The following is a 25,756-nucleotide window of genomic DNA, read 5'->3' as shown; positions in this document are numbered from 1 at the left end:
GCGTGTTTCGTTATGCTGATATCATCGCCCCTCGTTTTCGGGGATCTATCATGGCGACATTCGACAAGCCGGTTGTGTCTCTGCCCGGGCGGGAGCGGGTCGCTCGACATCCACATGGCGGGCGGATTTTCATTCATGCCACCGGCGAGGAAACGGCCGGTGCCTTCGGCGCGTGGGAAACCTTTTCCGCGCCCGGCACGGGGCCGACCCGGCATACGCACACGCGCGAGACTGAAATGTTCCGCGTCATTGTCGGGACCTATCGCTTCTGGTGCGGCGGCGATGTCGTCGAGGCACCGCCGGGCACGACGGTTGTCCTGCCGCCGCATATCCCGCACCATTGGCGAAATGTCAGCGACATCCCGGGGCACATGATGGGCGTGGTGACGCCGGGTGGTTTCGAGCTATTCTTCTTGGAGCTCGAGCGCAGCGGCGCCGACACGCCGGAGAAGATCCTGTCCATCCAGGCGCAATTTGGCCTGATCGAAGGATGATCGAAACGCTGTTGAGATCGTGGGCGGTCTATAAAGGCCGACCGAGAGGAAACAGACATGGCCCAGAATATTTACGACAAGCCCGAGTTCTTCGAGGGATACAGCCAGCTCAACCGGTCGGTGCACGGATTGGACTGGGCTGCCGAATGGGCGTCGATCCGCGCGGTTCTGCCGGACCTCTCGGGCAAGCGGATTGTCGATCTCGGCTGCGGTTTTGGCTGGTTTGCGCGCTATGCTTCCGATCAGGGTGCGAAGAGCGTTCTCGGGCTCGATCTCTCCGAGAGAATGATTGCTCGCGCACGACAGGAAACGGCGGATGCGGCGATCCGCTACGAGATCGCCGATCTGGAGCATCTGGAGCTGCCTGGCTCATCGTTTGACCTCGCCTACAGTTCGCTCGCGTTTCATTACATCGAAGACTTCGCGCGGCTTGTCGCGACGATCCACAGCGCACTGGTCCCAGGTGCTGATTTCGTCTTCACCATCGAGCATCCGATCTACATCGCACCTGGCGTGCCGATGTGGACCAGGAATGGCGAAGGTCGCCGGATCTGGCCACTCGATGGCTATTCCTGCGAGGGGCAGCGAACGACGGACTGGCTCGCCAAGGGCGTGGTCAAGTATCACCGGATGCTCGCCACGACGCTGAACACGCTGATCGGAGCGGGCTTGGCCATTCGCCATGTCGAGGAGTGGCGACCGAGTACCGAACAGCTTGTCGATCATCCAGAATTGGCAGAAGAGATGGATCGGCCGATGTTCCTTTTGATCGCGGCGCAGCGCTGAGCCTGCGCAAGACAAGCGTGCGTCGATGTGCTAGTCCGACGCCGGCGATACAGGAAAGCACCAAGAAAAGGGCCGTCGATGACCTCGCAATTCCTCTCTCATCTTCGCACTGAACTGGCCGGGCTGAAAGATGCTGGGCTCTACAAGTCCGAGCGCGTCATTACATCGAAGCAGGGCGGTGAGATCGCCGTTGCTTCCGGCGAGCGCGTGTTGAATTTCTGCGCCAACAACTATCTTGGCCTTGCCGACAACGAGGAGCTTGCCGAGGCCGGCAAGAAGGCGCTTGACCGCTACGGCTACGGCATGGCGTCCGTGCGTTTCATCTGCGGGACGCAGGAGGAGCACAAGCAGCTCGAGACCCGCATTTCGTCGTTCCTCGGCATGGAGGATACGATCCTCTACTCCTCCTGCTTCGATGCCAATGGCGGTCTGTTCGAAACGCTGCTGGGCGAGGAGGATGCGATCATCTCTGACGCGCTCAACCACGCCTCGATCATCGACGGCGTGCGCCTCTCGAAGGCCAAGCGCTTCCGGTATGCCAACAACGACATGAAGGCTCTCGAGGAAGAGTTGAAGAAAGCCGAAGGCAGCCGCTTCAAGCTGATCGCCACGGACGGCGTGTTCTCGATGGATGGCATCATCGCCAATCTGCAGGGCGTCTGCGACCTCGCCGAGGCATACGGCGCGATGGTGATGGTGGACGACAGCCACGCGGTCGGCTTCGTCGGCAAGAATGGACGCGGATCACCGGAATATTGCGGCGTCGAGGGGCGGATCGACATCATTACCGGCACGCTGGGCAAGGCGCTGGGCGGCGCTTCCGGGGGCTATACGTCGGGCAAGGCAGAGGTCGTCGACTGGCTGCGCCAGCGTTCGCGTCCCTATCTTTTTTCCAACACGCTGGCGCCGGTAATCGCCGCCGCGTCTCTGAAGGTCTTCGACCTGATCGAGAACGGCGACGCGCTGCGTGAGCGGCTTTCGGCCAATGCGGAGCTTTTCCGCGCCGAGATGACCAAGCTCGGTTTCACGCTGGCGGGCGAGGGACATCCGATCATTCCTGTCATGCTGGGCGATGCGAAACTCGCGCAGGACATGGCGGCACTGATGCTGAAGAAGGGTGTCTACGTCGTCGGTTTCTCCTTTCCCGTCGTGCCCAAGGGACAGGCCCGTATCCGTACGCAGATGTCGGCGGCGCATTCGCGCTCCGACGTCGAGCGGACGATTGCGGCCTTTGCCGAGGCTGGCCGCGAGCTGGGGGTGATTTGAAGTCAATCTCCCTCTTCTCCCCGGCGGGGAGAAGATGTCGGAATGAAATGAAGAGCAATTGATCGCGTGCCGTGCAGCCCCTCATCCGCCCTGACGGGCACCTTCTCCCCGAGGGGAGAAGGGGAGGCGGCTCCGGCGCAAGCCAGAGGAAGAAACGATGTCGAACATGATGAAGGCGCTGGTCAAGGCAAAGTCCGAGGTCGGGCTCTGGATGGAGCAGGTGCCCGTGCCGGAGGTCGGCCCGAACGATGTCCTGATCAAGGTTAAGAAGTCGGCCATCTGCGGCACCGATGTCCATATCTGGAATTGGGACCAGTGGGCGCAGAAGACGATTCCGGTGCCGATGGTGGTCGGTCACGAGTTCTGCGGCGTCATTGCCGAGGTCGGCTCGGCCGTGACCAAGTATCATGTGGGAGAGCGTGTATCCGGCGAAGGTCATATCGTCTGCGGCAAGTGCCGAAACTGCCGCGCGGGCAGGGGGCATCTCTGCCGCAACACGCTCGGCGTCGGCGTCAATCGCCCGGGCTCCTTCGGCGAGTTCGTGTGCATTCCCGAGGCGAACGTCGTGCCGATCCCCGATGACATTCCGGACGAGATCGCTGCCATCTTCGATCCGTTCGGCAATGCCGTTCATACGGCGCTTTCGTTCGATCTCGTCGGCGAGGACGTGCTGGTGACGGGCGCCGGGCCGATCGGCATCATGGCTGCTCTGGTTGCCAAACGCTCCGGTGCCCGCAAGGTCGTGATCACCGACATCAACCCGCACCGGCTCGCGCTCGCCCGCAAGCTCAGCATAGACTATGTCGTCGACGCGGCAAAGGAGAACCTCGCCGATGTGATGAAGTCGATCGGCATGACCGAGGGCTTCGATGTCGGGCTCGAAATGTCCGGTGCTGCGCCTGCCTTCCGCGACATGATCGACAAGATGAACAATGGCGGCAAGATCGCAATTCTCGGCATCGCGCCAGCCGGTTTCGAGATCGACTGGAACAAGGTGATCTTCAAGATGCTCAATCTGAAGGGCATCTACGGCCGCGAGATGTTCGAGACCTGGTACAAGATGATCGCCTTCGTTCAGGGCGGCCTCGATCTGGCGCCGGTTATTACCCATCGCATCAGCATCGACGATTTCCGCGAAGGCTTTGAGGCAATGCGCTCGGGCAATTCGGGTAAGGTGGTGATGGACTGGTCGTGAGGGAGGGACACATGATCTACGAGGGAAGCTGCCATTGCGGCAACATCGCTTTTGAGGTGGAGGGGGATTTCAGGCAGGGCGTCGATTGCAATTGCTCGCTCTGCCGTCGGCGTGGCGGCTTGCTGGCTTTCGTTGCCCGCGACAAGTTCAAGCTGACGACGCCACAGGAAAGCCTGTCGACCTATACTTTCAACAGCCATATCATCACGCATCGCTTTTGCGGCACCTGTGGTGTAGCGCCCTTCGGCGAAGGTGTTTTGCCGAACGGCGATGCCATGGCGTCGATCAATCTGCGCTGCATTCCGGCGATCGATCTTGGCGCGCTTGATATCGTGCCGTACGACGGTCAGTCGCGATAGGTTTCTATCCTGCCGCTCATGTGATATGTGCCGTTGGCGGCAACATGATACCACGAGGTGTCTTGCGGTTGCGCCAAGAATCTCTGGTGCTCTTGTCTTCCGGCGGTGACATCCTATTTATGGTTGGCAATCGCTTGAGCGGTTCCAAGCCTGTGGATAAGGCTTTTTCCGGGTTTTCTGCGGCTTTTTTTCTGGAAAAGCTTGACGAGAACAAAAATTGTGGGAATCACCGTTCGACTTGGAAAGCGGTGAACTAGGTCAAGGGCGGATCGCACAACCATGGCCGGACATTTGATGACAATAAAGCTCTGTCGTCTGGCGCCGGCAATCGTGGTTAATCAGGCATTAAATCTCATCCCGTTAGGTGGGGATCAGGTGATTCGAGACGACCGTTTGCGGCGTGCAGGCTTGGTTTGGCCGTCACCGCAGCGAGTTTGAATAGCGTCAGGAAGGCGACGATATAAATGGCAACCAAAGTCAAAGAGAACGAAGAAGCGGAAGTCGAACGCGACGGCGGCACCGACGGCCCTCTTCTCGATCTTTCCGATGACGCGGTCAAGAAAATGATCAAGGCCGCGAAGAAGCGCGGCTATGTGACGATGGATGAGCTGAATGCCGTCCTGCCGTCAGAGGAAGTGACGTCCGAACAGATCGAAGACACGATGTCGATGCTGTCCGATATGGGCATCAACGTCATCGAGGACGAGGAAGCCGAAGAGGCCGGCGCCAGCGGCGGCGACGACGACGATTCCAGTTCCGACGAGGAAAGCGAAGGCGGCGAACTTGCTCCTTCCGGCGGCACCGCCCTTGCGACCGCCAAGAAGAAAGAGCCTACGGACCGCACCGACGACCCGGTTCGCATGTACCTGCGCGAAATGGGTTCGGTGGAGCTTCTGTCGCGCGAAGGCGAAATCGCGATTGCCAAGCGCATCGAGGCCGGCCGCGAAACGATGATCGGCGGTCTGTGCGAGAGCCCGCTGACGTTCCAGGCGATCATCATCTGGCGCGACGAGCTGAACGAAGGCACGACGCTGCTTCGCGAGATCATCGACCTTGAAACGACCTACTCCGGTCCCGAGGCGAAGGCTGCTCCGCAGTTCCAGAGCCCTGAAAAGATCGAGGCAGACCGCAAGGCTGCCGAGGAAAAGGAAAAGACGCGCCGCGTCCGTACCGGCGACGACGACATCACCAATGTCGGCGGCGAGGGACTTCCCGGTGAAGAAGAGGAAGAAGACGAAGACGAGTCCAACCTCTCGCTCGCCGCGATGGAAGCCGAGCTTCGTCCGCAGGTCATGGAAACGCTCGACGTCATCGCCGAGACCTACAAGAAGTTGCGCAAGCTGCAGGACCAGCAGGTCGAGCAGCGCCTTGCGGCAACCGGCACGCTGTCGTCCGCCCAGGAGCGTCGCTACAAGGAACTCAAAGATGAGCTCATCAAGGCCGTCAAGTCTCTGTCGCTGAACCAGAACCGCGTCGACGCCCTCGTGGAGCAGCTCTATGACATTTCCAAGCGGCTGATGCAGAACGAGGGCCGTCTGCTGCGTCTGGCGGAATCCTACGGCGTCAAGCGCGACTCGTTCCTCGAGCAGTATCAGGGCGCCGAGCTCGATCCGAACTGGATGAAGTCGATTGGCAATCTGGCCGCACGCGGCTGGAAGGAATTCGCGAAGTCGGAAAACACGACGATCCGCGACATCCGCCAGGAGATTCAGAATCTGGCGACGGAAACCGGCATCTCGATCGCTGAATTCCGCCGTATCGTGTCGATGGTCCAAAAGGGCGAGCGGGAAGCGCGTATCGCCAAGAAGGAAATGGTCGAAGCGAACCTTCGCCTGGTCATCTCCATCGCCAAGAAGTACACCAACCGCGGCCTGCAGTTCCTCGACCTCATTCAGGAAGGCAACATCGGCCTGATGAAGGCCGTCGACAAGTTCGAATACCGTCGGGGCTACAAGTTCTCGACCTATGCTACTTGGTGGATCCGCCAGGCGATTACCCGCTCGATCGCCGACCAGGCCCGTACCATCCGTATTCCGGTGCACATGATCGAGACGATCAACAAGATCGTCCGCACATCGCGCCAGATGCTGCACGAGATCGGTCGCGAGCCGACGCCGGAAGAACTGGCTGAAAAGCTAGCCATGCCGCTCGAAAAGGTCCGCAAGGTCCTGAAGATCGCCAAGGAGCCGATCTCGCTCGAAACCCCCGTGGGTGACGAAGAAGACAGCCACCTCGGCGATTTCATCGAGGACAAGAACGCGCTGCTGCCGATCGACGCCGCCATCCAGGCGAACTTGCGCGAAACGACGACCCGCGTTCTGGCGTCGCTGACGCCACGCGAAGAACGCGTCCTGCGCATGCGCTTCGGCATCGGCATGAACACCGACCACACGCTTGAGGAAGTCGGCCAGCAGTTCTCGGTTACCCGCGAACGTATCCGTCAGATCGAAGCAAAGGCGCTGCGCAAGCTGAAGCACCCGAGCCGTTCGAGAAAGCTCCGCAGCTTCCTCGACAGCTAAGGCGGTCATTTTCGGCAATCAGCCGATCACGGACATTGCACTGAAAGCCGGGCCTCGCGCCCGGCTTTTTTCTGGATCTAGCCCGCTTTCACAATGAGCGCTTTTCTTGTCGCTGCATGGGGAGTGGAGTACAATCCTTGCCACGGGGGAAGGGACCGACCGCAGCGCTTGTGCAAAGGTCGCCAATACGCCTGCGTGGACCAAGACCCTCCGTCGGGAGGTGTGATATGACCACTTACATCGTGCTTATCAATTGGACGGATCAGGGCATTCGCAACGTGCGCGATTCGACAAAACGGCTGGATGCGGCAAAGAAGCTGCTCGGTGATATGGGCGGCTCTTTCCAGCAATTCTATCTGACTCTCGGAGAGCATGATCTGGTGGCTGTCTGCGAGGCGCCCGATGATGCGGTGATGGCCCGCTTTGGCCTGTCCCTTGGGATGGGCGGCAACGTGCGCACGCGGACGCTGAAGGCGTTTCCGGAAGCTGCCTATCGCGAGATCATAGGGTCGCTCGGTTAGTTGCGACGGTCGGGCGGCAGACGCGCCGATGGCTTGCATATGCCGTGCCGCCCGCGCGATCTATTCAGGTTTCGAAGTAGCGTGGTCGGTCGAGATCGGGAATGAGCGCAGGCTGCTTCGGCGCCCACCCCAGGAGCCGACGGGTCTGCTCGCTTGATGTCGGGCAGTCGAGTGCTGCGAAATGGGCGAACCAGCCGAAGTGCTCGGCCGCCTCCTCGGGAGACCTGCTGACGATTGGCACGTTGAGCCGGGATCCGACCACTCTGGCGATCTCGCGGAACGGCACGCCCTCTTCGGCTACGCCATGGTATCGGGCGCCCGCTGCGCCTTTCTCGAGCGCGAGCCTGTAGAGATGTGCGGCATCGAGACGGTGCACCGCGGGCCAGTGGTTGAGACCTTCGCCGATGCAGGCAGAGACGCCCTTCTGACGCGCGATTCCGATGATGATCGGAACGAACCCGTGATCGCCATCGCCGTGGACAGACGGAGGAAGGCGCAACAGCGACACCCGAACCCCGCGGGCCGCCAGCGCCGCTGCCGCCTCTTCCGATGCAACGCGAGGATTTGATGAGGTTGAGGCGGGCACATCGTGTTCGGTCGCGACGCGGCCCGGGGTCAGCAGGCCGGTTCCTGATGTAACGATCAGCGGGCGGTCGGTGCCGAGGAGCGCGGAACCGAGCGCCTCGATGGCGCGCCGATCCGTCTCGCAGTTCTCCTTGAACCGGGAGAAGTCGTGGTTGAAGCCCGTGTGAACAACGCCGTCGGCGGCCGCTCCTCCGCTCCGCAGGCTCTCCGTGTCCTCAAGATCGCCGCGATGCACCTCGGCGCCTGCAGCGGCAAGAGATGCGGCAGCCGCATCCGAGCGGGCGAGCCCGAGGACCTGATGGCCCGCCTCGATGAGTTCCTTGACGACGGCAGAACCGATAAAGCCCGTAGCACCGGTTACAAAGACCCGCATTATCATTTCTCCTTGTTTGTGTTCTTGCCTGGCCGCGTCCGCGGCCATGTCGTTATCAGTTAGGAAACTGACGACATACGGTCTATGCTGTGACGTCCGCAATATCTTTGCGATCGTCCGGAGTGAATGATGGATCCGCTCTCCAACGTGCTTTCGTTGCTGAAACCGCTGAATTATCTGTCCGCTGGCTTGGAGGCGGGTGGCGATTGGTCAATCCAGTTCCCTGACCAGCAAGCAGGCATTAAAACCGGCGCCGTGGTTTCGGGTCAGTGCTGGCTGTCGGTAGAGGGCGTTACCGATGCGGTGTACCTGCGGACGGGAGATTGCTTCCTGCTGCCGAGCGGACGGCCTTTTCGCCTCGCAAGCGACATGGCTTTGACGCCGGTCGATGCCGGCCCAATTTTTGCGGCGCCGAGAGAGGGGAGTATCGCTTCATACAATGGTGGCGGAGACTTTCTACTTGTCAGCAGCCGCTTCGCGATTGCGGGCAGTCATGCCGGTATCCTGTTGCGGGTGCTGCCGCCCATCGTCCATATCCGGGATGAGACCGACCAGGCGACGCTGCGCTGGTCTGTGGAGCGGATGATGCAGGAATTGCGCGAACCGCAGCCGGGCGGCTTCCTGATCGTGCAGCATCTTGCCCACATGATGCTGGTTCAGGCACTGCGGATGCATCTGGCGGAAGGCGCGAAAACCGGCGTCGGGTGGCTCTTCGCGCTCGCGGACAAACAGATGAGCACGGCAATGAACGCGATGCACGGCGATCCGGCGCGGCGCTGGACATTGCAGGAACTGGCGGCGCGTGCAGGCATGTCGAGATCGACCTTCGCGCTGAAGTTCAAGGAGACCGTTGGCACGACACCTATGGAATACCTGGCGCATTGGCGCATGGCTCTGGCAGGCGACAGGCTGGAGAACTCCAGAGATCCCATTTCGATCATCGCTCCATCGCTGGGGTATGAGTCGGAAGCCGCCTTCAGCACGGCGTTCAAGAGGATCATGGGGTGTTCACCGCGGCAATATGGCCGTAGCCCGCAAAAGACCCCGCCTTGGCATGGCTATGGGGAAGGAGCCCGCGTCAATCGTTTGCAGTCCGTCGCGGATTGACGCACTGGCGAATACCGTCTTTTTTGCTTTTGAGGCTTGATGCTGCCTTCTTAAAAGGCCACATCGACAGCTTATTGTAGGGCACCGTGCGTGGGCATGCCGAAGATTCTGGAAAATCGCTGGGGGGTATTTGGCTGGGGCGTGTTTGCCTCGGTGTTGCTGCATCTGACGGTCGCTGCCTTCTTTTTCGTGAAACTGCCGGAGCAGCCGCCGCAGCCGCCCGAGGAAGAGACCGTCAACGTCGACCTCGTGCCGCCGCCGGAAGAGAAGAAACCGGAGGAGAAAAACCCGGAGGAGAAGAAGCCCGAATTGAAGGTGCCGGAAGAGCCGAAACCTGAAGAAAAGAAGGCGGAGGAGAAGCCTGCCGAAAAGCCGGCGGAGCCGCCGAAAGCGGAAGCAAAGGCGGAAGAACCCGCGCCACCACCACCCCCTCCGCCCCCGCCGCTGGAGCAACCGAAGGCGCCCGAGGAAAAGCCACCTGAAGCGAAGCCGCCTGAGGAGAAGCCGCCTGAGGAGGAGCAGCCGAAAGCAGAACAACCGAAGGCGGAGGAGCAGAGCGCGCAAGCTTCCGACCAGCAGGGCAAGCCGCAGCCTATTCAACCGCTAAGGCCGGTCTTCGAATTCGGCGACAAGAACACCGGGCCGCAAAAATCCGAGGCCGGAGATGCGTCCGCTGCCGGTGCCGAGCCTGACGTGACGCCGCCGAACGGCAAGCCCGAACCGGTCGAAACAGCGTCGGCGACGAAGCCGCCGGCCGATGACAAGCCGCCGGCAAACCCGGTGCCGGACGATATCGAGCTGCCGCAAGTCGAGGCGGGTGACACCCATCAGGAAAAGAACGGGCCGCCCGCGGGGGCCATCGGCGAGGCGAAGACTGACTTCGAGCAGGCAGAGCCGTCTGAAATGGCAAAGGCCGAGGCGAAAGAGCCCGCCAAGCCTGCACCGGTTGCGCTCACCGAGGCCAAGACGCTGTTCTCACGCAACGCGACGGATGATCCTGTCGCCAAGACCGCCATGGACAATCTGCCGCGAGGCTTGCGGGTCGCTCAGCTCTGCACCACCGAATTGCGCGAGCAGCTAAGGCACTCGCCTTCGGGCTATCGCCCCGAATTGCTGCCGTCCTACCGGCTGTCGAATGGCACAGTGCTCGAAGTGAGACGTGGCGCCTTCCGCGCCAGCGCCCGCTGGTACGACATGAGCTTCCGGTGCGAGGTGGATGCAGACGCCACAAAGGTCCTGTCCTTTGCTTTCGACGTGGGCGATCAGGTCCCTAGAAGCCAATGGAAAAGCCGCGGATTCCCGCAATAGAGGGACACAGGTTGCAGACAATCCGGCCGTGCTGCGAGGGCATCTGAGGCGGCGTTTTGCCTGGGGCAATTCGGAAGTCGTATCGAATACCGCAATTGGGGCACTGGAACCCGCCGACGGGTGCGCTAGGTTGGTTGTGTCGTCGGGCGACAGGCTGCGATCCATGATCGCTCCAGTTCGGCACAAGTCAGACCGCCTAGCCTTGTCCCATCGCCGGATGGTTGCGGCGCATGAAAGGACAATGACATGTCGATCGAGATCGAGCGCTTTTTCGAAATGCAGGACGAGGCCACCAAGGTGGCTTTTATCGAGAATCGCGGAGATGAACTGACCGACATTCTGGTCACCGCTCTCGAAGAGACATTGTCGATTCTCGCTGGGGAAATACAGCCGGAGACAGTGCACTGAGCCGTAGGAACGCGGTTTCGGCTCGCTTTGCTCAAGTCCCGCGTCGATGAATGACGAGGGTTCATTGATCACCGTTCCAGGGACGCCGCGCGGCGCAACGAAACGTGCCAATACGGCATGACTGTCGAAACCAGCGACTGAGCGCGAGCAGGCGGCTGCAGTCGATCGGCCCCGCGGCCACATTGCCCACTGGACGGAGTGCGAGGCGAGATGGCGAAGAACCAGTTTAGAATGCTGAAATCCGCAATCCCCGGTGTCGAAGCCGTCGTGGCGGAAACGAGCCATAGCTTTGCCAAGCACACGCACGAGCAGTTCGGTATCGGTCTCATATCTTCCGGCGCACAGAAATCGCTCAGCGGGCGCGGCATGGTGGAAGCCGGTGCGGGCGATCTCATTTCGGTAAACCCGAATGAGGTGCATGACGGGACGCCGATCGGTGAGGGGCGTTCATGGAGCATTCTCTATTTTTCGCCTGACGTGATCGGCAATTGCCTTTCCGACATAACGGACGGGGAGTTGGCGACGGCGGAGCTTCCGCATCCGGTCTTTCGCGATCCACGGATCGCCGGACAATTCCGGGCGCTGTTTGCCGCAGCAACCTTTGCGAATGCAGATGGCCGGACCGCAGGTGGCTCCAATGCAGATCATTTGTCATGCGAGGAAGGCTTGCTGACGCTCGTCGCGGGGATCATGCGCGCGCGTCCGGCAACCGTCCGCCCCGTCATACCGAGCTCGATCCGGATCGCGCGGGAGATGATGGACGACGATCCAGCCGCAGCGATGTCGCTTTCAGATCTGGCAAGGGCGAGCGCGCTCAGCCGGTTTCAGGTGCTACGGGCATTTTTCAAGGCAACCGGCATGACGCCACATGCCTATCTGGTTCAGCGCCGCATCGATCTTGCCCGACGGCTGATGGCGGCGGGTACCCCCCTTGCCGAAGCGGCCCTTGCCGCCGGTTTCGCCGACCAGAGCCATATGACGCGCGTGTTCGTCAGCAAATATGGGGTATCGCCAGGGAGCTATGCCAACGCGATGGCTTGAGCCATCTGCAATTTCGTTCAAGATCTCGCGATAGCCTTCGGGTCTCCTGCAAGCCAACAGGAGAACGACGATGCGCGGACCTTTTCAAGGCTACCTCTATCTGACACTTGCGATGCTGACGGTTGGGAGCACGGTCACTGCCAGCAGGGTCATCGCGGCGGGCATGCCGCCGTTCACAGCAACCGCTCTGCGTTTTGCAATAGCGTTTCCCGTGTTCGCGCTCTTGATGTGGTGGCGCGGAGCGCGGCTCCCGAGGTTGGGGCCGCGGCAATGGGTCATCCTCACCGTCCAGGCGGGGGCAGGCAGCGTCGGCTATACGACGTTGTTGATATCGGGCTTGAAGCTGACGACGGCGGCCGACGCGGGCGTGATCATCGGCACGCTGCCAATCGTTTCTGCCGCTCTTTCCATCGTGGTTCTGGGCGAGAGACCGCATCGTTCGATGGTGCTGGTGATCGCAATGTCGGCGGTCGGTTTATTGTCTATTGCATTCTCGCCGGAGGCCGGGAGCGGATCGATGCTCGGGAACGGGCTGGTTTTTGGCGCGGTGATGTGTGAGAGCCTCTTCATTCTGTTGAACAAGACACTCGATACGCCAATCCCGCCACTGACCCAGTCCGCCCTGATGACCGGCATCGGTTTGGTCGTCGCGACCATTCCGGCCTTGTGCGAGGGTGCGTCTCCCGTCGGCCTTTCCCATGATGCGATCGCGGCGGTGGCTTACTACGCGCTGGTGCCGACTGTCGCGGGCTTTATCCTCTGGTATGCAGGTGCAGCGCGCGTCTCTGGCGTCGAAGCATCACTGTTTACGGCGATCGCGCCCGCATCCGCCGTGTTGATGGCCTTTGTACTGCTCGGGGAGCCGCTCTCGCTCAATCAGCTCGCCGGCGTCGGATGCGTGCTTGCGGCAGTTCTGGGGCTCGGGCTGGCACGCCGAAGGACGCCGATTGCCCCCGAGCAAGCGTCGCCTGCGGGCGGCATCTATCGAGCGTTGAAGAGATTGCGATAGTCGCGCGGCGTCATGCCCTTCACGGCGCGTGGCGGATGAACAGCCGGTGCAGACCGGAGGGACTAAGTGCTGCGATTTCCGCCAATGCGGGCAGGGGAACCGGACGGGCATAGAGTGGGTTAGCACACAGCCTGAGGATCGCGATCCGATGCACCCCGATATCACAGGCCTGTCCATCGTCAACATCGACATGGAGGCAGGTGACCTGATACTCGTTGCTGGCTCACGGCGCCCGTCCCAATCACTCCGACAACCGAGTGCAAATGGCGCAATACGTCTCGATGCATCCGGCCGAAGACGACAACGCTGCCGAACGCGAGGAGCGCGCGATGCGTTTCCGGGGGATCCGCGTGAATGGGAAAAGCACAACGCCACCACCGCAGAACTCTCGCCGCTGGGGTGCAAACTGCTCGGTCTTGACCGCTGGTGACCGATAAATTTGCAGGAGCTGCCACCTGCTCCTGCAATCCGGCCAGCGGGCTCCTATATCTGATAGGATCAAAAGGAGACCCCGATGTCACTCCAGCCGATGAAGATACCCGGACCCGACCATCCGATCACGATCACGCACAGCTCGTCGCGCATCGTCGTCAAAGTCGGCGGACACGTGGTTGCCGACAGTCACAATGCGCTGGCGTTGAAGGAAGCCACATATCCGCCGGTCTACTACATACCGCGGGCAGACGTGGACCTGGCGCTTGTCGAGCGGACCCACGATCACAGTTATTGTCCCTACAAAGGCGAGGCGTCGTACTACAGCATTCCGGCGGGCGGGGAGCGTTCCGGAAACGCGATCTGGACCTACGAAAACCCCCATGCTGCCGTCAGCGAGATCAAAGCGTATTTCGCCTTCTATCCGGATCGCGTTGACTCGATCGAAGACCTGCCCGCCTAAAAAGTCGCGGCCGAAAACGTTCTGATTTTGCGGAGGAAGCACTTCGGCGAGCGAGAGGACCGGGGGGCCGGGTCGACTTGAAGGCATACAAGGATGGTCCGGCAGGGAAACCGGCCCATCCCCGTAACTGATCGGAGGTCAATCGGATCAGAAAACGCGATACCGATGGGGCCCCGGGCAAAGCCGGGGCACCGGGATTTCAGATTAGAATGCGCGCTGCAGACGGAAGAAACCAGTCGTCACGTCGTCGGCGTCATCCGGATCCGTGTAGTTGACGGTTGCCTTGGCGTAGAAGTTATCGACGATCTGGTAGTCGACCGTCACGCCAACAGCCCAAGCGTCGCCCAGACCATCGAAGGAGTCAGGGGTGGCCGAGTCGGTATCCGTCACGTACTTGCCGAAGTACTGCGCCGCAGGTGTGATCGTCAGCTTGTCGGTTGCCTTGATGGCGTATTCCGCAGCAACCGTCCATTCGGACTGATCGTAGTAGCTGTTGCGGCCGCTCGCCCAGGCGCCTGCGAGGCCGATCGTACCAGGTCCAACGTCAACGTAGCCGATACCGCGGATCGCGCCTTCTTCGTTGTCGGTGTCGTAAGCACCGATGACCTGGTAGGAGAAGATACCAGACTTGCCGCCAACGGCGACAGCGACGCCGACGTTGTTCGGGCCTTCGCCGGGCTTGTAGTAACCGTCTTCCAGCTCGTCGACGCTGACGCCAGCATAGAAGTCGCCGCTTTCGTACTGATAGCGGATCGAGTTGTGCAGCGTCGCGTGGCTGGACAGGACGTCCGTTTCGCCGCTCAGGTCGTCATCCCACCAGCTGTAGAACAGACCAGCGCGGAAACCGGCGACGTCGATGTATGCCGAATCCAGAATGGTCCCGGTCGAAGAGTTGTCGCCGTTGTCGCGGAAAACAATCACGCCGGTGAGCGGACCATATTCGGTGTCGCTCTTGGCAGTCAGCTGAACCTGTGCACGTGTTTTTGCGTTCCAGTCGCTGGTGCCCTTTGCGTCCGGAGCCCCGTCGACCTGGAAACGGATGTAACCGTTTATCTTCAGGCAGGTTTCTGTACCGGGAATGTAAAAATACCCCGTGCCGTACGCGTCGCAGACGCGGACGTATTCTACCGCTTCCGGCTCGGCTGCAACGATCGCGTCAGCAGCGAATACCGGGGAAGACGCAGCCGCAAGCGCTGCGGCCGAGGTCAACAAAACCATCCGTATGTTCATTTGAAATCCATTTCCTTTTCGAAGGGACTGCCGCCACGGCTGTAAAAGGCGAATGGCGGCTGTTCCGGTAATTGCCTTTCGGCGCGCGGATCAGCGAACCGCTGACTCTTCTCTTTCATCCTTAAGTAAATCTATCAATTCTCCCGTGATCGAAATCGTATTCTGCGGCATGAATTGGTTTTATCTGTTGTTTTTATGCAACGTTATCAAATACTTAGGCAAAGTTCATCGCTGCGCCGCGGTGTGGCGGCGCACCAAGAAGCAAGTCTGTTACGAAGGCTCATGGGAGCGCTGCGGCGGGGTCGTCGAAACGACATCGAGAGGAATTGCAGGCGGGAGATAATAGCGCGCGACCGGCATTTGAAGGTCGTTGTTTGGAACGCAATGTTCCAAATTCGGAACGAAAGTTTCGTTCCTGTCGTTGGCATCGCCGATCAAGAGGCGTAAGCGACGTGCAGGGGGAGCATGAATACGCATTTGCAAAGACGAGGTGTTCGGTGGCTTCCGCAGACGTTGCATTTCCTGATATGAACGATTTCGCCTATTTCGCTGCCGTGGTGCGCCATGGCGGGTTTTCTGCTGCCGGGCGCGTGCTGGGGTTGCCGAAATCGAAGCTCAGCCGTCATATATCGACGCTCGAGGAGCGGCTGGGGGTGAGGCTGATCGAGCGGACGGTACACCGCTTTCGGGTGACGGAGATCGGCCAGTCATTGTATGTATACTGCGAAAACATGCTGCGCGAAGTTGACCGTGCTGCCAAGGCCGTGAGTGAGGCCAACGGAGAACCGCAGGGTGCGATCAGAATAAGCGTGCCGACCGGGCTTCTTGAAGGGGCGTTGGGAGGCATGCTTCCGGAATTTCTGATACGATATCCCAAGGTCCAGCTTCAGATCCTGGCAACCGATCAGCGCGTCGACATCATCAATGATCGACTCGACCTTGCTGTGCGTGCGCAGTTGGCGGAAGAGACCGATTCCGAGCTGACGATGCGGGTTCTGAGCAAAGTGGATCTGATCCTGGTCGCGAACAGGGATCTCGCAAAGACGTTGCCGCGCCGCTGTGGCATCGAGTGCCTTGCCGACGTGCCGACGGTGTCCTTCACCGGTGCCATGGCCGAGTGGAGGGAGACGGATGTCTGGGAGTTCAAAGGGCCCGACGGAACGCCTTACAGACACGAGCACAGACCTCGCATGAGCTGCCGCAGCGTTCCGGCTATTCTCGAGGCGGTCCATGCGGGGGTCGGCGTGGGTCTGCTTCCCGACCACGTTTGCGCCGAGGGCCTACGGGCGGGGAGCCTGGTACATCTGCTTCCCGACTATCAGATGTCCCAGGCCACCATCTATTTGGTGTTCACGGCGTCACGGGGCTTGCCCACCGCGGTGCGGGCACTGGTCGATTTCCTTGTCGAGCAGTTCCGGAATTTTCGGGCGACGACCCCGGCAACCGAAGCATAGACGCCGCCCGGCATTGCGTATGGCCGGTCGCCGACGTCAGCCCGCATAGGCGTCGTCAAGGGCTGCAACGTCAATCTTGACCATCTGCATCATGGCAGCCTGTACGCGTATCGCTTTTTGCGCGTCGGAATCGTTGAGATAGCGCATCAGCGCATCCGGGATGATCTGCCAGGCAACCCCGAACCGATCCTTTAGCCAGCCGCATTGCTGCGGTTTGCCGCCGTCGAGCAGCCGCTCCCAGTAGTAATCAACTTCCGGCTGGTCCCTGCAGTGCACGAAGAACGATATCGCTTCGGTGAACTTGAATTGCGGGCCGCCGTTCAGGCCCATGAACTGCTGTCCCTCCAATTCGAAGGTGGCAGCGAAGGCTTTTCCATCCGGCCCGCGCTTGATCTGCGCTTCCCCGGCGTTCTTGAATATTCCTGAATAGAAGGTGATCGCTTCGTCGAGCTGGTTGTCGAACCAAAGGCACGGGGTGATTTTCTGCATCGGCTTTTCCTCCTGACAGTTGCATGTGTCGAGGACGCGCAAAGGGGAGATATTCCGACATGCGCGTTCGTTTTTTTCGACCCTCTGCGATCTTGCCCCTCCCGCAATGCGCCTATTCTTACTGAGGTGTCGGTTCGGAGCAATCCTGTTCGTCCTTGAACCGGTGCAACAAGCCAAAGGAGAGAAGAACATGTCCTATGTCGACGGATTCGTCGTTGCGGTGCCCAAGCAGAACATCGAGGCTTACAAGCTGTTTTCGGCAATGGCAGGCGCCGTATGGAAAGCGCACGGCGCCAAGGAATATGTCGAATGCATAGCCGACGACGTGCCTTATGGGGAGATGACATCATTTCCCCGTGCGGTTCAGGCGACGGATGATGAAATTGTCGTCTTCTCCTGGATTGTCTACGATTCGCGCGAGCAGCGCGACGACATCATGTCGAAAGTGATGTCGGATCCACGCCTGCAGGGTGACGATTGGAAGGCGATTTTTGACGGAAAGCGGATGATCTTCGGAGGGTTCAAGCCGTTTTTGCGGCTCTAAAGCAAGGGGCGAGCGGGATTGACATCAACGGCGAGGGCGCGCCACGTCTGCCGGAGACAATGCTTCCGGAGAACCGTCATGCCGCAAAAGATCATCAGCCTGACGACGCGCGGGCAGGGCCTCTACGAATTCACGGAAGAGGCTTCGGCCTTCGCTCGGTTCTCTGGCGCGGGCGAGGGGCTCTTGACCGTTTTCGTTCGGCATACCTCCTGTTCGCTACTCATCCAGGAGAATGCCGATCCCGCTGTTCGCACCGACCTCGACGCCTTCTTTCGCCGCCTCGTGCCACCATCGTCGGATCCGTCGATGCGATGGATCGTGCATACGACGGAGGGACCAGACGACATGCCGGCACACATCAAGGCGGCTCTGACGCAGGTTTCGATCGGTATCCCCGTCAGCAACGGACGGCTGGCGCTCGGCACATGGCAGGGAATCTATCTGTTCGAGCATCGCGACCGGCCACACCGGCGCGAAGTCGTGCTGCATCTCGGCGGCTGAACAAAAACTGAATAGATGGTTCGAACATTGTTCATTTTCAGGCGGTTATCGTCTCGATAATCCCGGAAGGGAGATCGACGAAACGACAATCGAGAGTTTGCCATGCATCATTTCCTCGCCAAGGCTTCGCGTGTCACGCTTATCGCGCTGGCTTCCATTTCCACAACCGCCCCGATCGCGGCGGCGGCCACGTCTGATCGGCCAGCCGTGGTGGATGTCCAGTATCGGCCGACCAGCGGCTGCTCGCCGGTGCAGGCTGTCCAGAAGGCGCGCTGGGCCGGTTTGCGCAACGCACGGCTGACCAGCATCACACCGCGCCGCGCGATTGTTTCCGGTCGGCGATATCGCGGCTGGCAACAAATGACGTTCGCAAACGTTCGCGGATGCCCGCTGATACGTCACTGAGCATGCGTGGAGCGTGAGACCGGTTCGCCTTAGCCACGCCATTTTCGGTCTGCTTTGTGCGAATCGCATATGACTGTGCAGCTCCGGAAAGGCTCTCTGACCGGTGATAATGAATCGAAAGCAGTGCGACCCCCTTGTCGCGCGCATATGGAGATTTCGATGATGCAATTTCTGGCCAAGGCGGGTTTTGCCTTGGTGCTTGCGGCCGGCACGCTCGCCAGTGCCGTGGCACCAGCATCCGCTCAGGTGGATATCTACATCGGCGATGGCCGCCCGCCACCGCCTCCTTGGTACGGCCGTCCGCCACCGCCACCTCCGGGCTACGGGCGCCCACCACCGCCGGGTCCGGGCTATGGCCGTCCGCGCGGCTGTGATCCGCGTCTTGCGGAAGATATTGCCCGCGACTACGGCTTCCGCCGTGCCCGCGTGGTTGACGTTACGCCACGCCGCGTCATCGTTCAGGGCTGGTCGCGTCGCGGTGCCGACGAAATCAGCTTCGGCAACGTTCGCGGCTGCCCGGTCCTTCGCCGATAGGTGCTGATCTACCGGCTGAGATAGAATCACCCCGCCTGCGTGTCCGCAGGCGGGGTGATTTCGTTTGGACGGAGAGTATGGGGCGGAACGGAAAGTGGCTCTGCGCCGGTTCGACCTAATCCCCGTCAGGTTCGACCGACGTCGCGAGTGGTGCCTGGTTGTCGGTGGAAACGACGGCTCTTGGCAGCGGGGTGCCGCGCTTGCGTTCGCGCGCCAGCGTCAACAGGCCCGAGCAGATGATCAGGATGATGCCGCCTGCCATTGGCAGATCGATCGTGTCGTCGAAGATCAGATAGCCGAAGGCGATCGCCCAGAGCATCTGGCTATATTGCGGCGGCGCAACGAGATTTGCAGGTGCCAAGCGCGCCGCAGTCATCAGCAGGACGTTTCCGGCGGCGCCGAGCAGGCCGTAGCTGGCAAGGAAAAGCCATTGGTGCGGCGTTGGAACGACAACCTGCGAAAGCATCAGAAGACCGCTGACGATCAATGTGCCGAGAAGTGCGGCTCCATAGAGTGACAGGCGCTTTTCTGCGGGTCCCATCTTTCTGAGGACGACGATTGAAATTGCCGCAGTCAGGCCGCCGATCGCGGCTGCGAGATGACCGACCGACAATTCCCGGAAGCCGGGACGCAGGACGACCAGAACGCCCGCAAAGCCGACGATAACAGCGGCCCATCGTTGCCACCGGACGTCTTCCTTCAGGAAAATAACCGACAGAATCGTGACGAAGGACGGCAGGAGAAACAGCAGACAGAAGGCTTCCGCCATCGGCAGCAGGGTGAAGGTGATGATCGAGGCGATCGCTCCCACCGCGCCGCAAACGAAGCGTAGCAGCCAGAGCCAACGGTTCGACGAGCGAACAACGTCAAACCAGGAATCATCCTTGGCCTTGATGAAGGGAAGGGCTGCGGTACCGAACAGGGCGCCGATGAAGGCAATCTGGTAGGCAGGCACGCCGCCGTGCAAAACCTTGATCGACGCGTCGCTGAACGCAAACACGGCGTAGGCGGAAAACGCAATGATAACACCGCGTACCGGCGAGTTAATAACTGTCATGAGGCCAGAATCATTTGGAGGATCGCTTCGGCAAAGTGGCTCAGCGAGCCCGGCAAAGCGAGCGCGCAATGCGAATAGCTGCCATGCACAATCGCGGGCGTCGGACACACTGCCCAGAATTGAGCAGCGTCACCTCCGGTCCGCCCCGGTCTGTGAGGCGATATGCCTTGTGAAGTCCAGCAGAATGGGACGCTGACCGGCCAGAATTTTGGCTTCGGCGTCTATCACCCCGAACCATTTCGCACGATCGACCTCGGGAAACACCTGCATCATGCCCGAATGGGGTGGCCATTCGATGCTAAAGCTGTTGCTGGTGATCGCACTTACGTCGACGTCGGCCTCGACTGCCCAGGCGACAACGGTCTTGCCGCCGGGTTGCCTGTACGAGCCAAGAGCGGCGAAGGCCCCATCGATGTCGACGCCGATCTCTTCTTTGGTTTCGCGTATGGCAGCAGCCAGCTCATGCTCGTGCTCGTTGACAAGCCCCTTGGGGATCGACCAGCAACCGTCGTCCTTTTTCGCCCAGTAAGGCCCGCCTGGGTGCACGAGCAGTACTTCATCGTCGGTTTCGCGGCGCCGGTAGATCAGCAGACCAGCACTTCGTTTCGCCATGTCGATCCTCGTCTGAACCTTCAGTTCGAGCCACGGCGGAGTGCTGCTCCGTAGTCGCGATATATGCTGAGGCAGTCGGTATAGCTCAACGACTCGTTGGCGCCGTAAACGATATGGGCGCTCGCCGCATTGGTCGCGGCTTCCTCGGAGACAAAAAGGATCGCCTCGCCGAGCGATTTTCCCGTGATCGGCGCGTCTGTGCCGTCCTCCAGCGTGATGCCCTTGATGATTGCTGCAATCTGACGGTGGCTGAAGACCGCCTGTCTATCTTCCGGTGTCATTGTCCTTACCTCGGTCTGAAAATCAATGTTTCTATTCTAGCCTCTCACAGGAAGCAGCGGCCGGTGGTCGGTTAACCGTTGAGACGAGGTCGGGCGCCATTGACGCGTCAATCGACAGACACGTCCGGCGCTGCCGAGCGGACTTGGCTTCGCTTGCCGCCCACTGTCTGCAAACGTGCGGCGAGTATCCGCCCACCGTCTTTACAGGCCCTACGATCGAAAAGTTGCCGCTAGGGTAAATATGGTTCGATCGCAGTCCGACAAGATCGCGATAGCTGCAATCGGCGATGATTTCGGCATGCTGGCCCGATTGGCAAGACATGCAGGCCTCACTATATGAGAGCCACTCAGAAACGAAAACGAGCAGCGCCCCACATGTTTCAAACGGCGAAGATTGATCAGGCCGACAAGGTGGAATTCTACCGGGAACTGAGCCAGCAATTGAAGGGCCTGCTTCATGGCGAAAGCGATGTGATCGCCAATGCTGCAAACACCTCGGCACTGATTTTCGAGATGATGCCCGATTTGAACTGGGCGGGTTTTTACTTTCTGAAGTCGAAGGACGAACTCGTCTTGGGGCCGTTCCAGGGGCGAACCGCCTGTGTGCGCATCGCCGTCGGTCGCGGCGTCTGCGGGACCGCCGTCGAGAAGGGAATTTCCATTCTCGTCGACGATGTTCACGCGTTTCCAGGGCATATCGCCTGCGATGCCGCCTCCCGTTCCGAGCTGGTCGTGCCACTCCGCCATGACGACAAGATCCTGGGAGTGATCGACCTCGACAGCCCGATCGTCTCGCGTTTCGATACAGACGATCAGGCCGGGATCGAGGCGCTGGCCAGGATTTTCATCGAGGCCAGCTACTAAGCTCGTGTGCGTTCAGTGATACTTTTGCCGCTCCCGCACGAGGATCGCCGGAGCGTTTAGGCCGGCGATCGGCTGGGTGACATCAGATGGGATGTCTCCGGACAGCTGGAGGGCGAGATAGCGGGCGCAGCACACTCTCAAAAACGAGGTGAAGTTTCCGAGATCGTGGCCCGCGTCGATCGATTCGTGATGCAGCCGGGTGATCAGTTGCGTCACGTTCATGCGGTCGCGGCGGGCGATTTCCTCAAGCTTCGACCAGAAGAAGTTCTCCAGACGAACGCTCGTGACCATGCCGTCGATGCGCAGCGAACGCGTCGTGCTCTCCCAGAGCTTTGCGTCCGCCTTGATGAACAGCTCGCACATCTCTTCCCTCCCTTTGCCCGTCTCCTCAGGCGGCGTTCGTTTCTAGCAGGGACGCTGCGTCAAGCACAGTCATGAACTGCCGCAGCCACGAGGGATGGGCGGGCCAGGCCGGAGCCGTGACAAGGTTGCCATCTGAGACGGCGTCGCTGATGGCGATGTCGGCATAGATGCCGCCGGCAAGCTCGACTTCGGGCCGGCATGCCGGATAGGCCGAGCAGGTACGTCCCTTGAGAACGCCAGCAGCAGCCAGCAGCTGTGCCCCATGGCATATCGCCGCCACCGGCTTTCCTGTCTCGAAGAAATGGCGCACGGCCTTGATGACATCAGGATTGAGGCGGAGGTATTCCGGCGCCCGACCGCCCGGGATCACCAGCGCATCGTAGTCTTCGGCGCGGATGCTCGAAAAGGTGGCGTTCAACGCGAAGTTATGGCCTCGCTTTTCCGAATAGGTCTGGTCGCCTTCGAAATCGTGGATGGCAGTTGCGATGGTTTCGCCGGCGTTTTTGCCCGGACAGACGGCATGCACGGTGTGACCGCAGGCAAGCAATGTCTGGAACGGCACCATCGTCTCGTAGTCTTCCGTGAAATCACCTGTAATCATGAGAATTTTCGAAGCCGGCATATGTTTTCCTCCCAGAACAACCCCGTGACCTTAGCAAGGTGCCGGCATGCGCGGGTACTAAAGGAATACTACACTCAAAATTCCGCTTCTCGGCCGGGACGGGGCCGCTGTGACGTGACGCGCCGCACGGACCGGGAGGTCACGCCGACGGTCCGATATTCTGATTGAGGCGGAACAGATTGTGCGGGTCGAGGCGCGATTTGAGGCTGGCCAGCCGCCGGTATTTGACCGATCCGTAGGCGTCAAGGGCTACACTCTCGCCCGCATCGGCCTGCTCGTTGACGTAATTTCCTTCTATCGACGGATCGGACAGCCACTTGGCGGCCGTCCGGCCCCAGCCGATACAGACGTCATCATCGGCGGCATTGTCCCAGATCGGCTCGGAAAGCCAATAATAGCCGGCGCCTCTTCCGGTGTAAGCCGTCGTCGCATCTGCGATGTCTGAGATGGCTCCGCCGAGCTGCAACACGTAAATCTCGCAGTCCCGCGTGGGCGCGTCGGCAATCGCTTTGCCGATATGCTCGATCGCATCGTCGCTCACTTCGCGCCAGAAGCCTCCTTTTGCGTAGTAGCGGCGCGACCAGGCGAAATCCTCGTCGTGCCGGCTTTGCAGCTGGAGATACGGCATGCGTCCCATGCTGCCAGAGCCTGGTCCCGCCAGTTCTCCGAATGGAGCCAATGCCGACTGGGCAAGTCTGTCGTCGCCCAGCCAAACGGCCGTTACGCTGAGACAGGGCGCCGACGCCGTGAAGGAGACCGTAAATTCACGCGGTTGGTCGCGCGCAAGATCACGCAGTTTCGGAAGGGCCTGTCCCGCTTTTGACACAGGATAGTCCCACCGGCCGACGGTGACGGGGCCGAGCCGATGTATCCTGAACTTGAAGCGGGTTACGACGCCGAAGTTTCCGCCTCCGCCACGAATGCCCCAAAAGAGCTCGGGATCGGACGCTTTATCCACCCAGAGGACGCTGCCATCGGCGGTGACGATCTCCGCACCCAGCAGGCTGTCGATGGTCAGCCCGTATTTCCTGCTGGCCCAACCCATTCCGCCGCCAAGTGTCAACCCGCCCACACCCGTGTGGGAAATCACGCCTGCTGGCGTGACATAGCCATGGGGAACCGTTGCGCGATCGAGGTCGCCAAGCAATGCTCCTCCTCCCACCTCGACTGTTTGCGCGTCGCGGTCGATTGCAATGGCATTGAGTTGCGACAGGTCGAGCACGAGCCCGTCATCGCATGTCGACAGGCCTGGCAGGCTGTGACCACCGCCGCGTACCGCGAGCAAGGCCTTGGCCGTAGCCGCAACCGTTACAGCCCTTCGAACATCCTCCAGACTTCCAGGGCGGACAATTGCAGCCGGCCTGCGATCGGCGACCCCGTTCCACACTCTGCGATTGCGATCATAATCTCGATGACCTGACGTGATCACCGGGCAGTGGAATCCAGCTGCAGAAAGCTCCCTCAGCAATAAACCGGACATATGCGCCCCCCTCCGAGAGTTGCGTCATCCTTATAACACACGTGCCATTCCAGATGGCGCGTAAATTGGCGGCTGCGCCGAGCCACAGGGACGGACACGGTCCGCCTAAGAAAAAGGGATACGCTCTGCATCGAGCGCATCCCAACAATTCTCGACAGAAGAGAAGCAGCGACTATCGCTTCTTTTTCTTGGCTTCATCGTCCATCAGCTCGTACCACATGGCGTTGAGGACGGCGAAGGCGGCGGCCAGAGGCAGCCCGAGGATCCATGCGAAATACCACATCGTCGTTCTCCTTCAGTAAGCGTGGCCGCTTTTGTCGTTGACGGTCTGCTCGTCGACTTTGCCCCAGAGCACCTTGTAGACCCAGGCGGTGTAGGCAAAGATGATCGGCAGGAAGATCGCCGATACCACCAGCATGATGAACAGGGTCAGGTGGCTTGAAGATGCATCCCACACCGTCAGGCTCGAGTTGGGATCGAGCGAGGAGGGGAGGATGAACGGGAACATCGAAAGGCCCACGGTCGAGATGATCCCGAAGATCGACAGCTTGCTGAAGAGCATTGTCGTGACTTCCAGCTTGGCCCGCATGCATATGAACGCTGCTGCTGCACCGAGGAAACCGAGGATCGGTGCGATCATCATCCAGGGATAGGTTGCGTAGTTCGCCAGCCACGAGCCGTCGTGCGACGCTGTCTTCAGCAGCGGATTGGAGGGTCCGGCCGGGTTGACGTCGCTGGTGATGCTATAGCCGTGGACACCAAGCGCCAGGAAGATGCCGCCGACAGCGAACAGTGCGATGACGGCAAGCGCTGCGATGCTGCCGTAGCTCCTTGCACGCTCGGCAACCGGGCCGCTTGCCTTGAGAACCAGCCACGAGGCGCCATGCATGATCAGCATGGCGACCGACAGCAGGCCGCAGAGCAGGGCATAGGGATTGAGCAGGCCGAAGAACGTCCCTTCGTAGAAGATCCGCATGTCGGCTGGATCGAAGCGGAAGGGCACGCCCTGCAGGACGTTGCCGACGGCGACGCCGAAGATCAGCGACGGCACGAAGCCGCCGATGAACAACGCCCAGTCCCAGTTGTTGCGCCAGCGGGGGCTCTCGCGCTTCGAGCGGTACTTGAAGCCGACCGGCCGCAGGATGAGCGCGAAAAGGATCGCGAACATTGCGAGGTAGAAGCCGGAGAACGAGACGGCATAAAGCGGCGGCCAGGCGGCGAAGATGGCGCCGCCGCCGAGGATGAGCCAGACCTGGTTTCCTTCCCAGACGGGGCCGATCGTGTTGATGGCGACGCGCCGCTCCGTGTCCGTCTTGGCGACGAAGGGGAGCAGCGTGCCGACGCCGAGATCGAAACCGTCGGTGGCGGCAAAGGCGATCAGCAGCACGCCCACAAGCAGCCACCAGATCACGCGCAGTGTTTCGTAGTCTATGAGTTCGTGCAGGATCATAGCG

At 60.5% G+C, this 25,756-nt stretch carries 30 protein-coding genes and 1 pseudogene; 20 read left to right on the top strand and 11 right to left on the bottom strand.

The window, feature by feature from the left end:
• Positions 1-50 precede the first annotated feature (50 nt).
• The 7 genes from AC1DMK_RS05650 (at position 51) to AC1DMK_RS05620 (ending at position 7,140) form a co-directional block, all read left to right on the top strand.
• A complete protein-coding gene (locus tag AC1DMK_RS05650) occupies positions 51-494 on the top strand; it encodes a cupin domain-containing protein (protein WP_477857627.1) in 444 nt (147 codons plus the stop codon).
• 57 nt (positions 495-551) lie between these two features.
• A complete protein-coding gene (locus AC1DMK_RS05645) occupies positions 552-1,280 on the top strand; it encodes a class I SAM-dependent methyltransferase (RefSeq protein WP_477857625.1) in 729 nt (242 codons plus the stop codon).
• Positions 1,281-1,358: 78 nt separating this feature from the next.
• A complete protein-coding gene (locus AC1DMK_RS05640; protein WP_477857624.1) occupies positions 1,359-2,546 on the top strand; it encodes a glycine C-acetyltransferase in 1,188 nt (395 codons plus the stop codon).
• Positions 2,547-2,703: 157 nt separating this feature from the next.
• On the top strand, positions 2,704-3,741 hold the full coding sequence (gene tdh, locus AC1DMK_RS05635; RefSeq protein ID WP_477857622.1) for an L-threonine 3-dehydrogenase: 1,038 nt from the start codon (positions 2,704-2,706) through the stop codon (positions 3,739-3,741).
• A gap of 11 nt (positions 3,742-3,752) precedes the next feature.
• Entirely contained in the window at positions 3,753-4,100 is a 348-nt protein-coding gene (locus AC1DMK_RS05630; RefSeq protein WP_037058546.1) for a GFA family protein, read from the top strand.
• A 464-nt stretch (positions 4,101-4,564) separates the two neighbouring features.
• Complete coding sequence (rpoD, locus tag AC1DMK_RS05625) at positions 4,565-6,619, top strand: RNA polymerase sigma factor RpoD (protein ID WP_477857620.1); 2,055 nt, start codon at positions 4,565-4,567, stop codon at positions 6,617-6,619.
• 227 nt (positions 6,620-6,846) lie between these two features.
• Positions 6,847-7,140 (top strand): GYD domain-containing protein, encoded by a 294-nt coding sequence (locus tag AC1DMK_RS05620; RefSeq protein ID WP_037058542.1) that lies wholly within the window; start codon positions 6,847-6,849, stop codon positions 7,138-7,140.
• Positions 7,141-7,204: 64 nt separating this feature from the next.
• Here the strand turns inward: AC1DMK_RS05620 and AC1DMK_RS05615 are convergent, their stop codons facing one another.
• On the bottom strand, positions 7,205-8,098 hold the full coding sequence (locus AC1DMK_RS05615) for an SDR family oxidoreductase (RefSeq protein WP_477857618.1): 894 nt from the start codon (positions 8,096-8,098) through the stop codon (positions 7,205-7,207).
• 129 nt (positions 8,099-8,227) lie between these two features.
• On the opposite strand from AC1DMK_RS05615, the gene AC1DMK_RS05610 reads away from it, so the two are divergent.
• The 7 genes and pseudogenes from AC1DMK_RS05610 to AC1DMK_RS05580 all read left to right on the top strand — a co-directional run bounded on the left by AC1DMK_RS05610 (position 8,228) and on the right by AC1DMK_RS05580 (position 13,866).
• Positions 8,228-9,205, top strand: a complete 978-nt coding sequence (locus AC1DMK_RS05610) for an AraC family transcriptional regulator (protein ID WP_477857616.1) — start codon at positions 8,228-8,230, stop codon at positions 9,203-9,205.
• A gap of 96 nt (positions 9,206-9,301) precedes the next feature.
• Entirely contained in the window at positions 9,302-10,513 is a 1,212-nt protein-coding gene (locus tag AC1DMK_RS05605) for a DUF930 domain-containing protein (protein ID WP_477857614.1), read from the top strand.
• A gap of 246 nt (positions 10,514-10,759) precedes the next feature.
• Positions 10,760-10,921 (top strand): hypothetical protein, encoded by a 162-nt coding sequence (locus AC1DMK_RS05600; protein ID WP_477857612.1) that lies wholly within the window; start codon positions 10,760-10,762, stop codon positions 10,919-10,921.
• 210 nt (positions 10,922-11,131) lie between these two features.
• The gene (locus AC1DMK_RS05595; protein ID WP_037058533.1) at positions 11,132-11,962 is read left to right on the top strand and encodes an AraC family transcriptional regulator; all 831 of its coding nucleotides are present in this window, start codon (positions 11,132-11,134) and stop codon (positions 11,960-11,962) included.
• A gap of 70 nt (positions 11,963-12,032) precedes the next feature.
• Positions 12,033-12,971, top strand: a complete 939-nt coding sequence (locus AC1DMK_RS05590) for a DMT family transporter (protein ID WP_477857610.1) — start codon at positions 12,033-12,035, stop codon at positions 12,969-12,971.
• Between the two features lie 112 nt (positions 12,972-13,083).
• Positions 13,084-13,401, top strand: a pseudogene (locus AC1DMK_RS05585) (phytanoyl-CoA dioxygenase family protein); the annotation flags it as partial.
• An 84-nt stretch (positions 13,402-13,485) separates the two neighbouring features.
• The gene (locus tag AC1DMK_RS05580) at positions 13,486-13,866 is read left to right on the top strand and encodes a DUF427 domain-containing protein (RefSeq protein ID WP_037058531.1); all 381 of its coding nucleotides are present in this window, start codon (positions 13,486-13,488) and stop codon (positions 13,864-13,866) included.
• A gap of 204 nt (positions 13,867-14,070) precedes the next feature.
• Here the strand turns inward: AC1DMK_RS05580 and AC1DMK_RS05575 are convergent, their stop codons facing one another.
• Positions 14,071-15,096: a porin gene (locus AC1DMK_RS05575; protein ID WP_477857608.1), complete on the bottom strand. Its 1,026-nt coding sequence runs from the start codon at positions 15,094-15,096 to the stop codon at positions 14,071-14,073.
• Positions 15,097-15,623: 527 nt separating this feature from the next.
• On the opposite strand from AC1DMK_RS05575, the gene AC1DMK_RS05570 reads away from it, so the two are divergent.
• Positions 15,624-16,550 (top strand): LysR substrate-binding domain-containing protein, encoded by a 927-nt coding sequence (locus AC1DMK_RS05570; protein WP_037058893.1) that lies wholly within the window; start codon positions 15,624-15,626, stop codon positions 16,548-16,550.
• A 36-nt stretch (positions 16,551-16,586) separates the two neighbouring features.
• On the opposite strand, the gene AC1DMK_RS05565 is transcribed toward AC1DMK_RS05570, so the two are convergent.
• Positions 16,587-17,039, bottom strand: coding sequence for a VOC family protein (locus tag AC1DMK_RS05565; RefSeq protein ID WP_477857606.1), 453 nt, complete (start codon positions 17,037-17,039; stop codon positions 16,587-16,589).
• 190 nt (positions 17,040-17,229) lie between these two features.
• Here AC1DMK_RS05565 and AC1DMK_RS05560 point away from each other — a divergent pair, with 190 nt between their 5' ends.
• From AC1DMK_RS05560 to AC1DMK_RS05545, 4 genes are all read left to right on the top strand, one after another.
• Complete coding sequence (locus tag AC1DMK_RS05560; RefSeq protein ID WP_037058523.1) at positions 17,230-17,583, top strand: DUF1428 family protein; 354 nt, start codon at positions 17,230-17,232, stop codon at positions 17,581-17,583.
• A gap of 78 nt (positions 17,584-17,661) precedes the next feature.
• The gene (locus tag AC1DMK_RS05555) at positions 17,662-18,084 is read left to right on the top strand and encodes a secondary thiamine-phosphate synthase enzyme YjbQ (protein WP_477857605.1); all 423 of its coding nucleotides are present in this window, start codon (positions 17,662-17,664) and stop codon (positions 18,082-18,084) included.
• Positions 18,085-18,186: 102 nt separating this feature from the next.
• Positions 18,187-18,489: a hypothetical protein gene (locus AC1DMK_RS05550; protein ID WP_037058520.1), complete on the top strand. Its 303-nt coding sequence runs from the start codon at positions 18,187-18,189 to the stop codon at positions 18,487-18,489.
• A gap of 159 nt (positions 18,490-18,648) precedes the next feature.
• A complete protein-coding gene (locus AC1DMK_RS05545; RefSeq protein WP_037058892.1) occupies positions 18,649-19,023 on the top strand; it encodes a hypothetical protein in 375 nt (124 codons plus the stop codon).
• Between the two features lie 115 nt (positions 19,024-19,138).
• Here the strand turns inward: AC1DMK_RS05545 and AC1DMK_RS05540 are convergent, their stop codons facing one another.
• From AC1DMK_RS05540 to AC1DMK_RS05530, 3 genes are all read right to left on the bottom strand, one after another.
• A complete protein-coding gene (locus tag AC1DMK_RS05540) occupies positions 19,139-20,080 on the bottom strand; it encodes a DMT family transporter (protein ID WP_477857603.1) in 942 nt (313 codons plus the stop codon).
• A 129-nt stretch (positions 20,081-20,209) separates the two neighbouring features.
• On the bottom strand, positions 20,210-20,692 hold the full coding sequence (locus AC1DMK_RS05535; RefSeq protein ID WP_477857602.1) for an NUDIX hydrolase: 483 nt from the start codon (positions 20,690-20,692) through the stop codon (positions 20,210-20,212).
• Between the two features lie 20 nt (positions 20,693-20,712).
• Positions 20,713-20,973 (bottom strand): RNA-binding protein, encoded by a 261-nt coding sequence (locus AC1DMK_RS05530; protein ID WP_037058514.1) that lies wholly within the window; start codon positions 20,971-20,973, stop codon positions 20,713-20,715.
• A 375-nt stretch (positions 20,974-21,348) separates the two neighbouring features.
• Between AC1DMK_RS05530 and AC1DMK_RS05525 the strand changes: the two genes are divergently transcribed.
• Positions 21,349-21,837: a GAF domain-containing protein gene (locus tag AC1DMK_RS05525; RefSeq protein WP_477857600.1), complete on the top strand. Its 489-nt coding sequence runs from the start codon at positions 21,349-21,351 to the stop codon at positions 21,835-21,837.
• A gap of 12 nt (positions 21,838-21,849) precedes the next feature.
• Here AC1DMK_RS05525 and AC1DMK_RS05520 read toward each other — a convergent pair whose 3' ends face one another.
• The 5 genes from AC1DMK_RS05520 to cydB all read right to left on the bottom strand — a co-directional run bounded on the left by AC1DMK_RS05520 (position 21,850) and on the right by cydB (position 25,752).
• Positions 21,850-22,200, bottom strand: coding sequence for a ribbon-helix-helix domain-containing protein (locus tag AC1DMK_RS05520; RefSeq protein ID WP_037058510.1), 351 nt, complete (start codon positions 22,198-22,200; stop codon positions 21,850-21,852).
• Positions 22,201-22,225: 25 nt separating this feature from the next.
• A complete protein-coding gene (locus AC1DMK_RS05515) occupies positions 22,226-22,822 on the bottom strand; it encodes a DJ-1/PfpI family protein (RefSeq protein WP_037058508.1) in 597 nt (198 codons plus the stop codon).
• A gap of 139 nt (positions 22,823-22,961) precedes the next feature.
• Positions 22,962-24,302: an FAD-binding oxidoreductase gene (locus AC1DMK_RS05510; RefSeq protein ID WP_477857599.1), complete on the bottom strand. Its 1,341-nt coding sequence runs from the start codon at positions 24,300-24,302 to the stop codon at positions 22,962-22,964.
• A 172-nt stretch (positions 24,303-24,474) separates the two neighbouring features.
• Positions 24,475-24,585: a cytochrome bd-I oxidase subunit CydX gene (gene cydX / locus AC1DMK_RS05505; RefSeq protein ID WP_037058505.1), complete on the bottom strand. Its 111-nt coding sequence runs from the start codon at positions 24,583-24,585 to the stop codon at positions 24,475-24,477.
• Positions 24,586-24,597: 12 nt separating this feature from the next.
• A complete protein-coding gene (gene cydB / locus AC1DMK_RS05500) occupies positions 24,598-25,752 on the bottom strand; it encodes a cytochrome d ubiquinol oxidase subunit II (protein WP_477857596.1) in 1,155 nt (384 codons plus the stop codon).
• Positions 25,753-25,756 lie beyond the last annotated feature (4 nt).

It is taken from the genome of Rhizobium sp. 05L419 (assembly GCF_056397845.1).
This window is presented reverse-complemented; position numbering and strand designations above follow the sequence as displayed.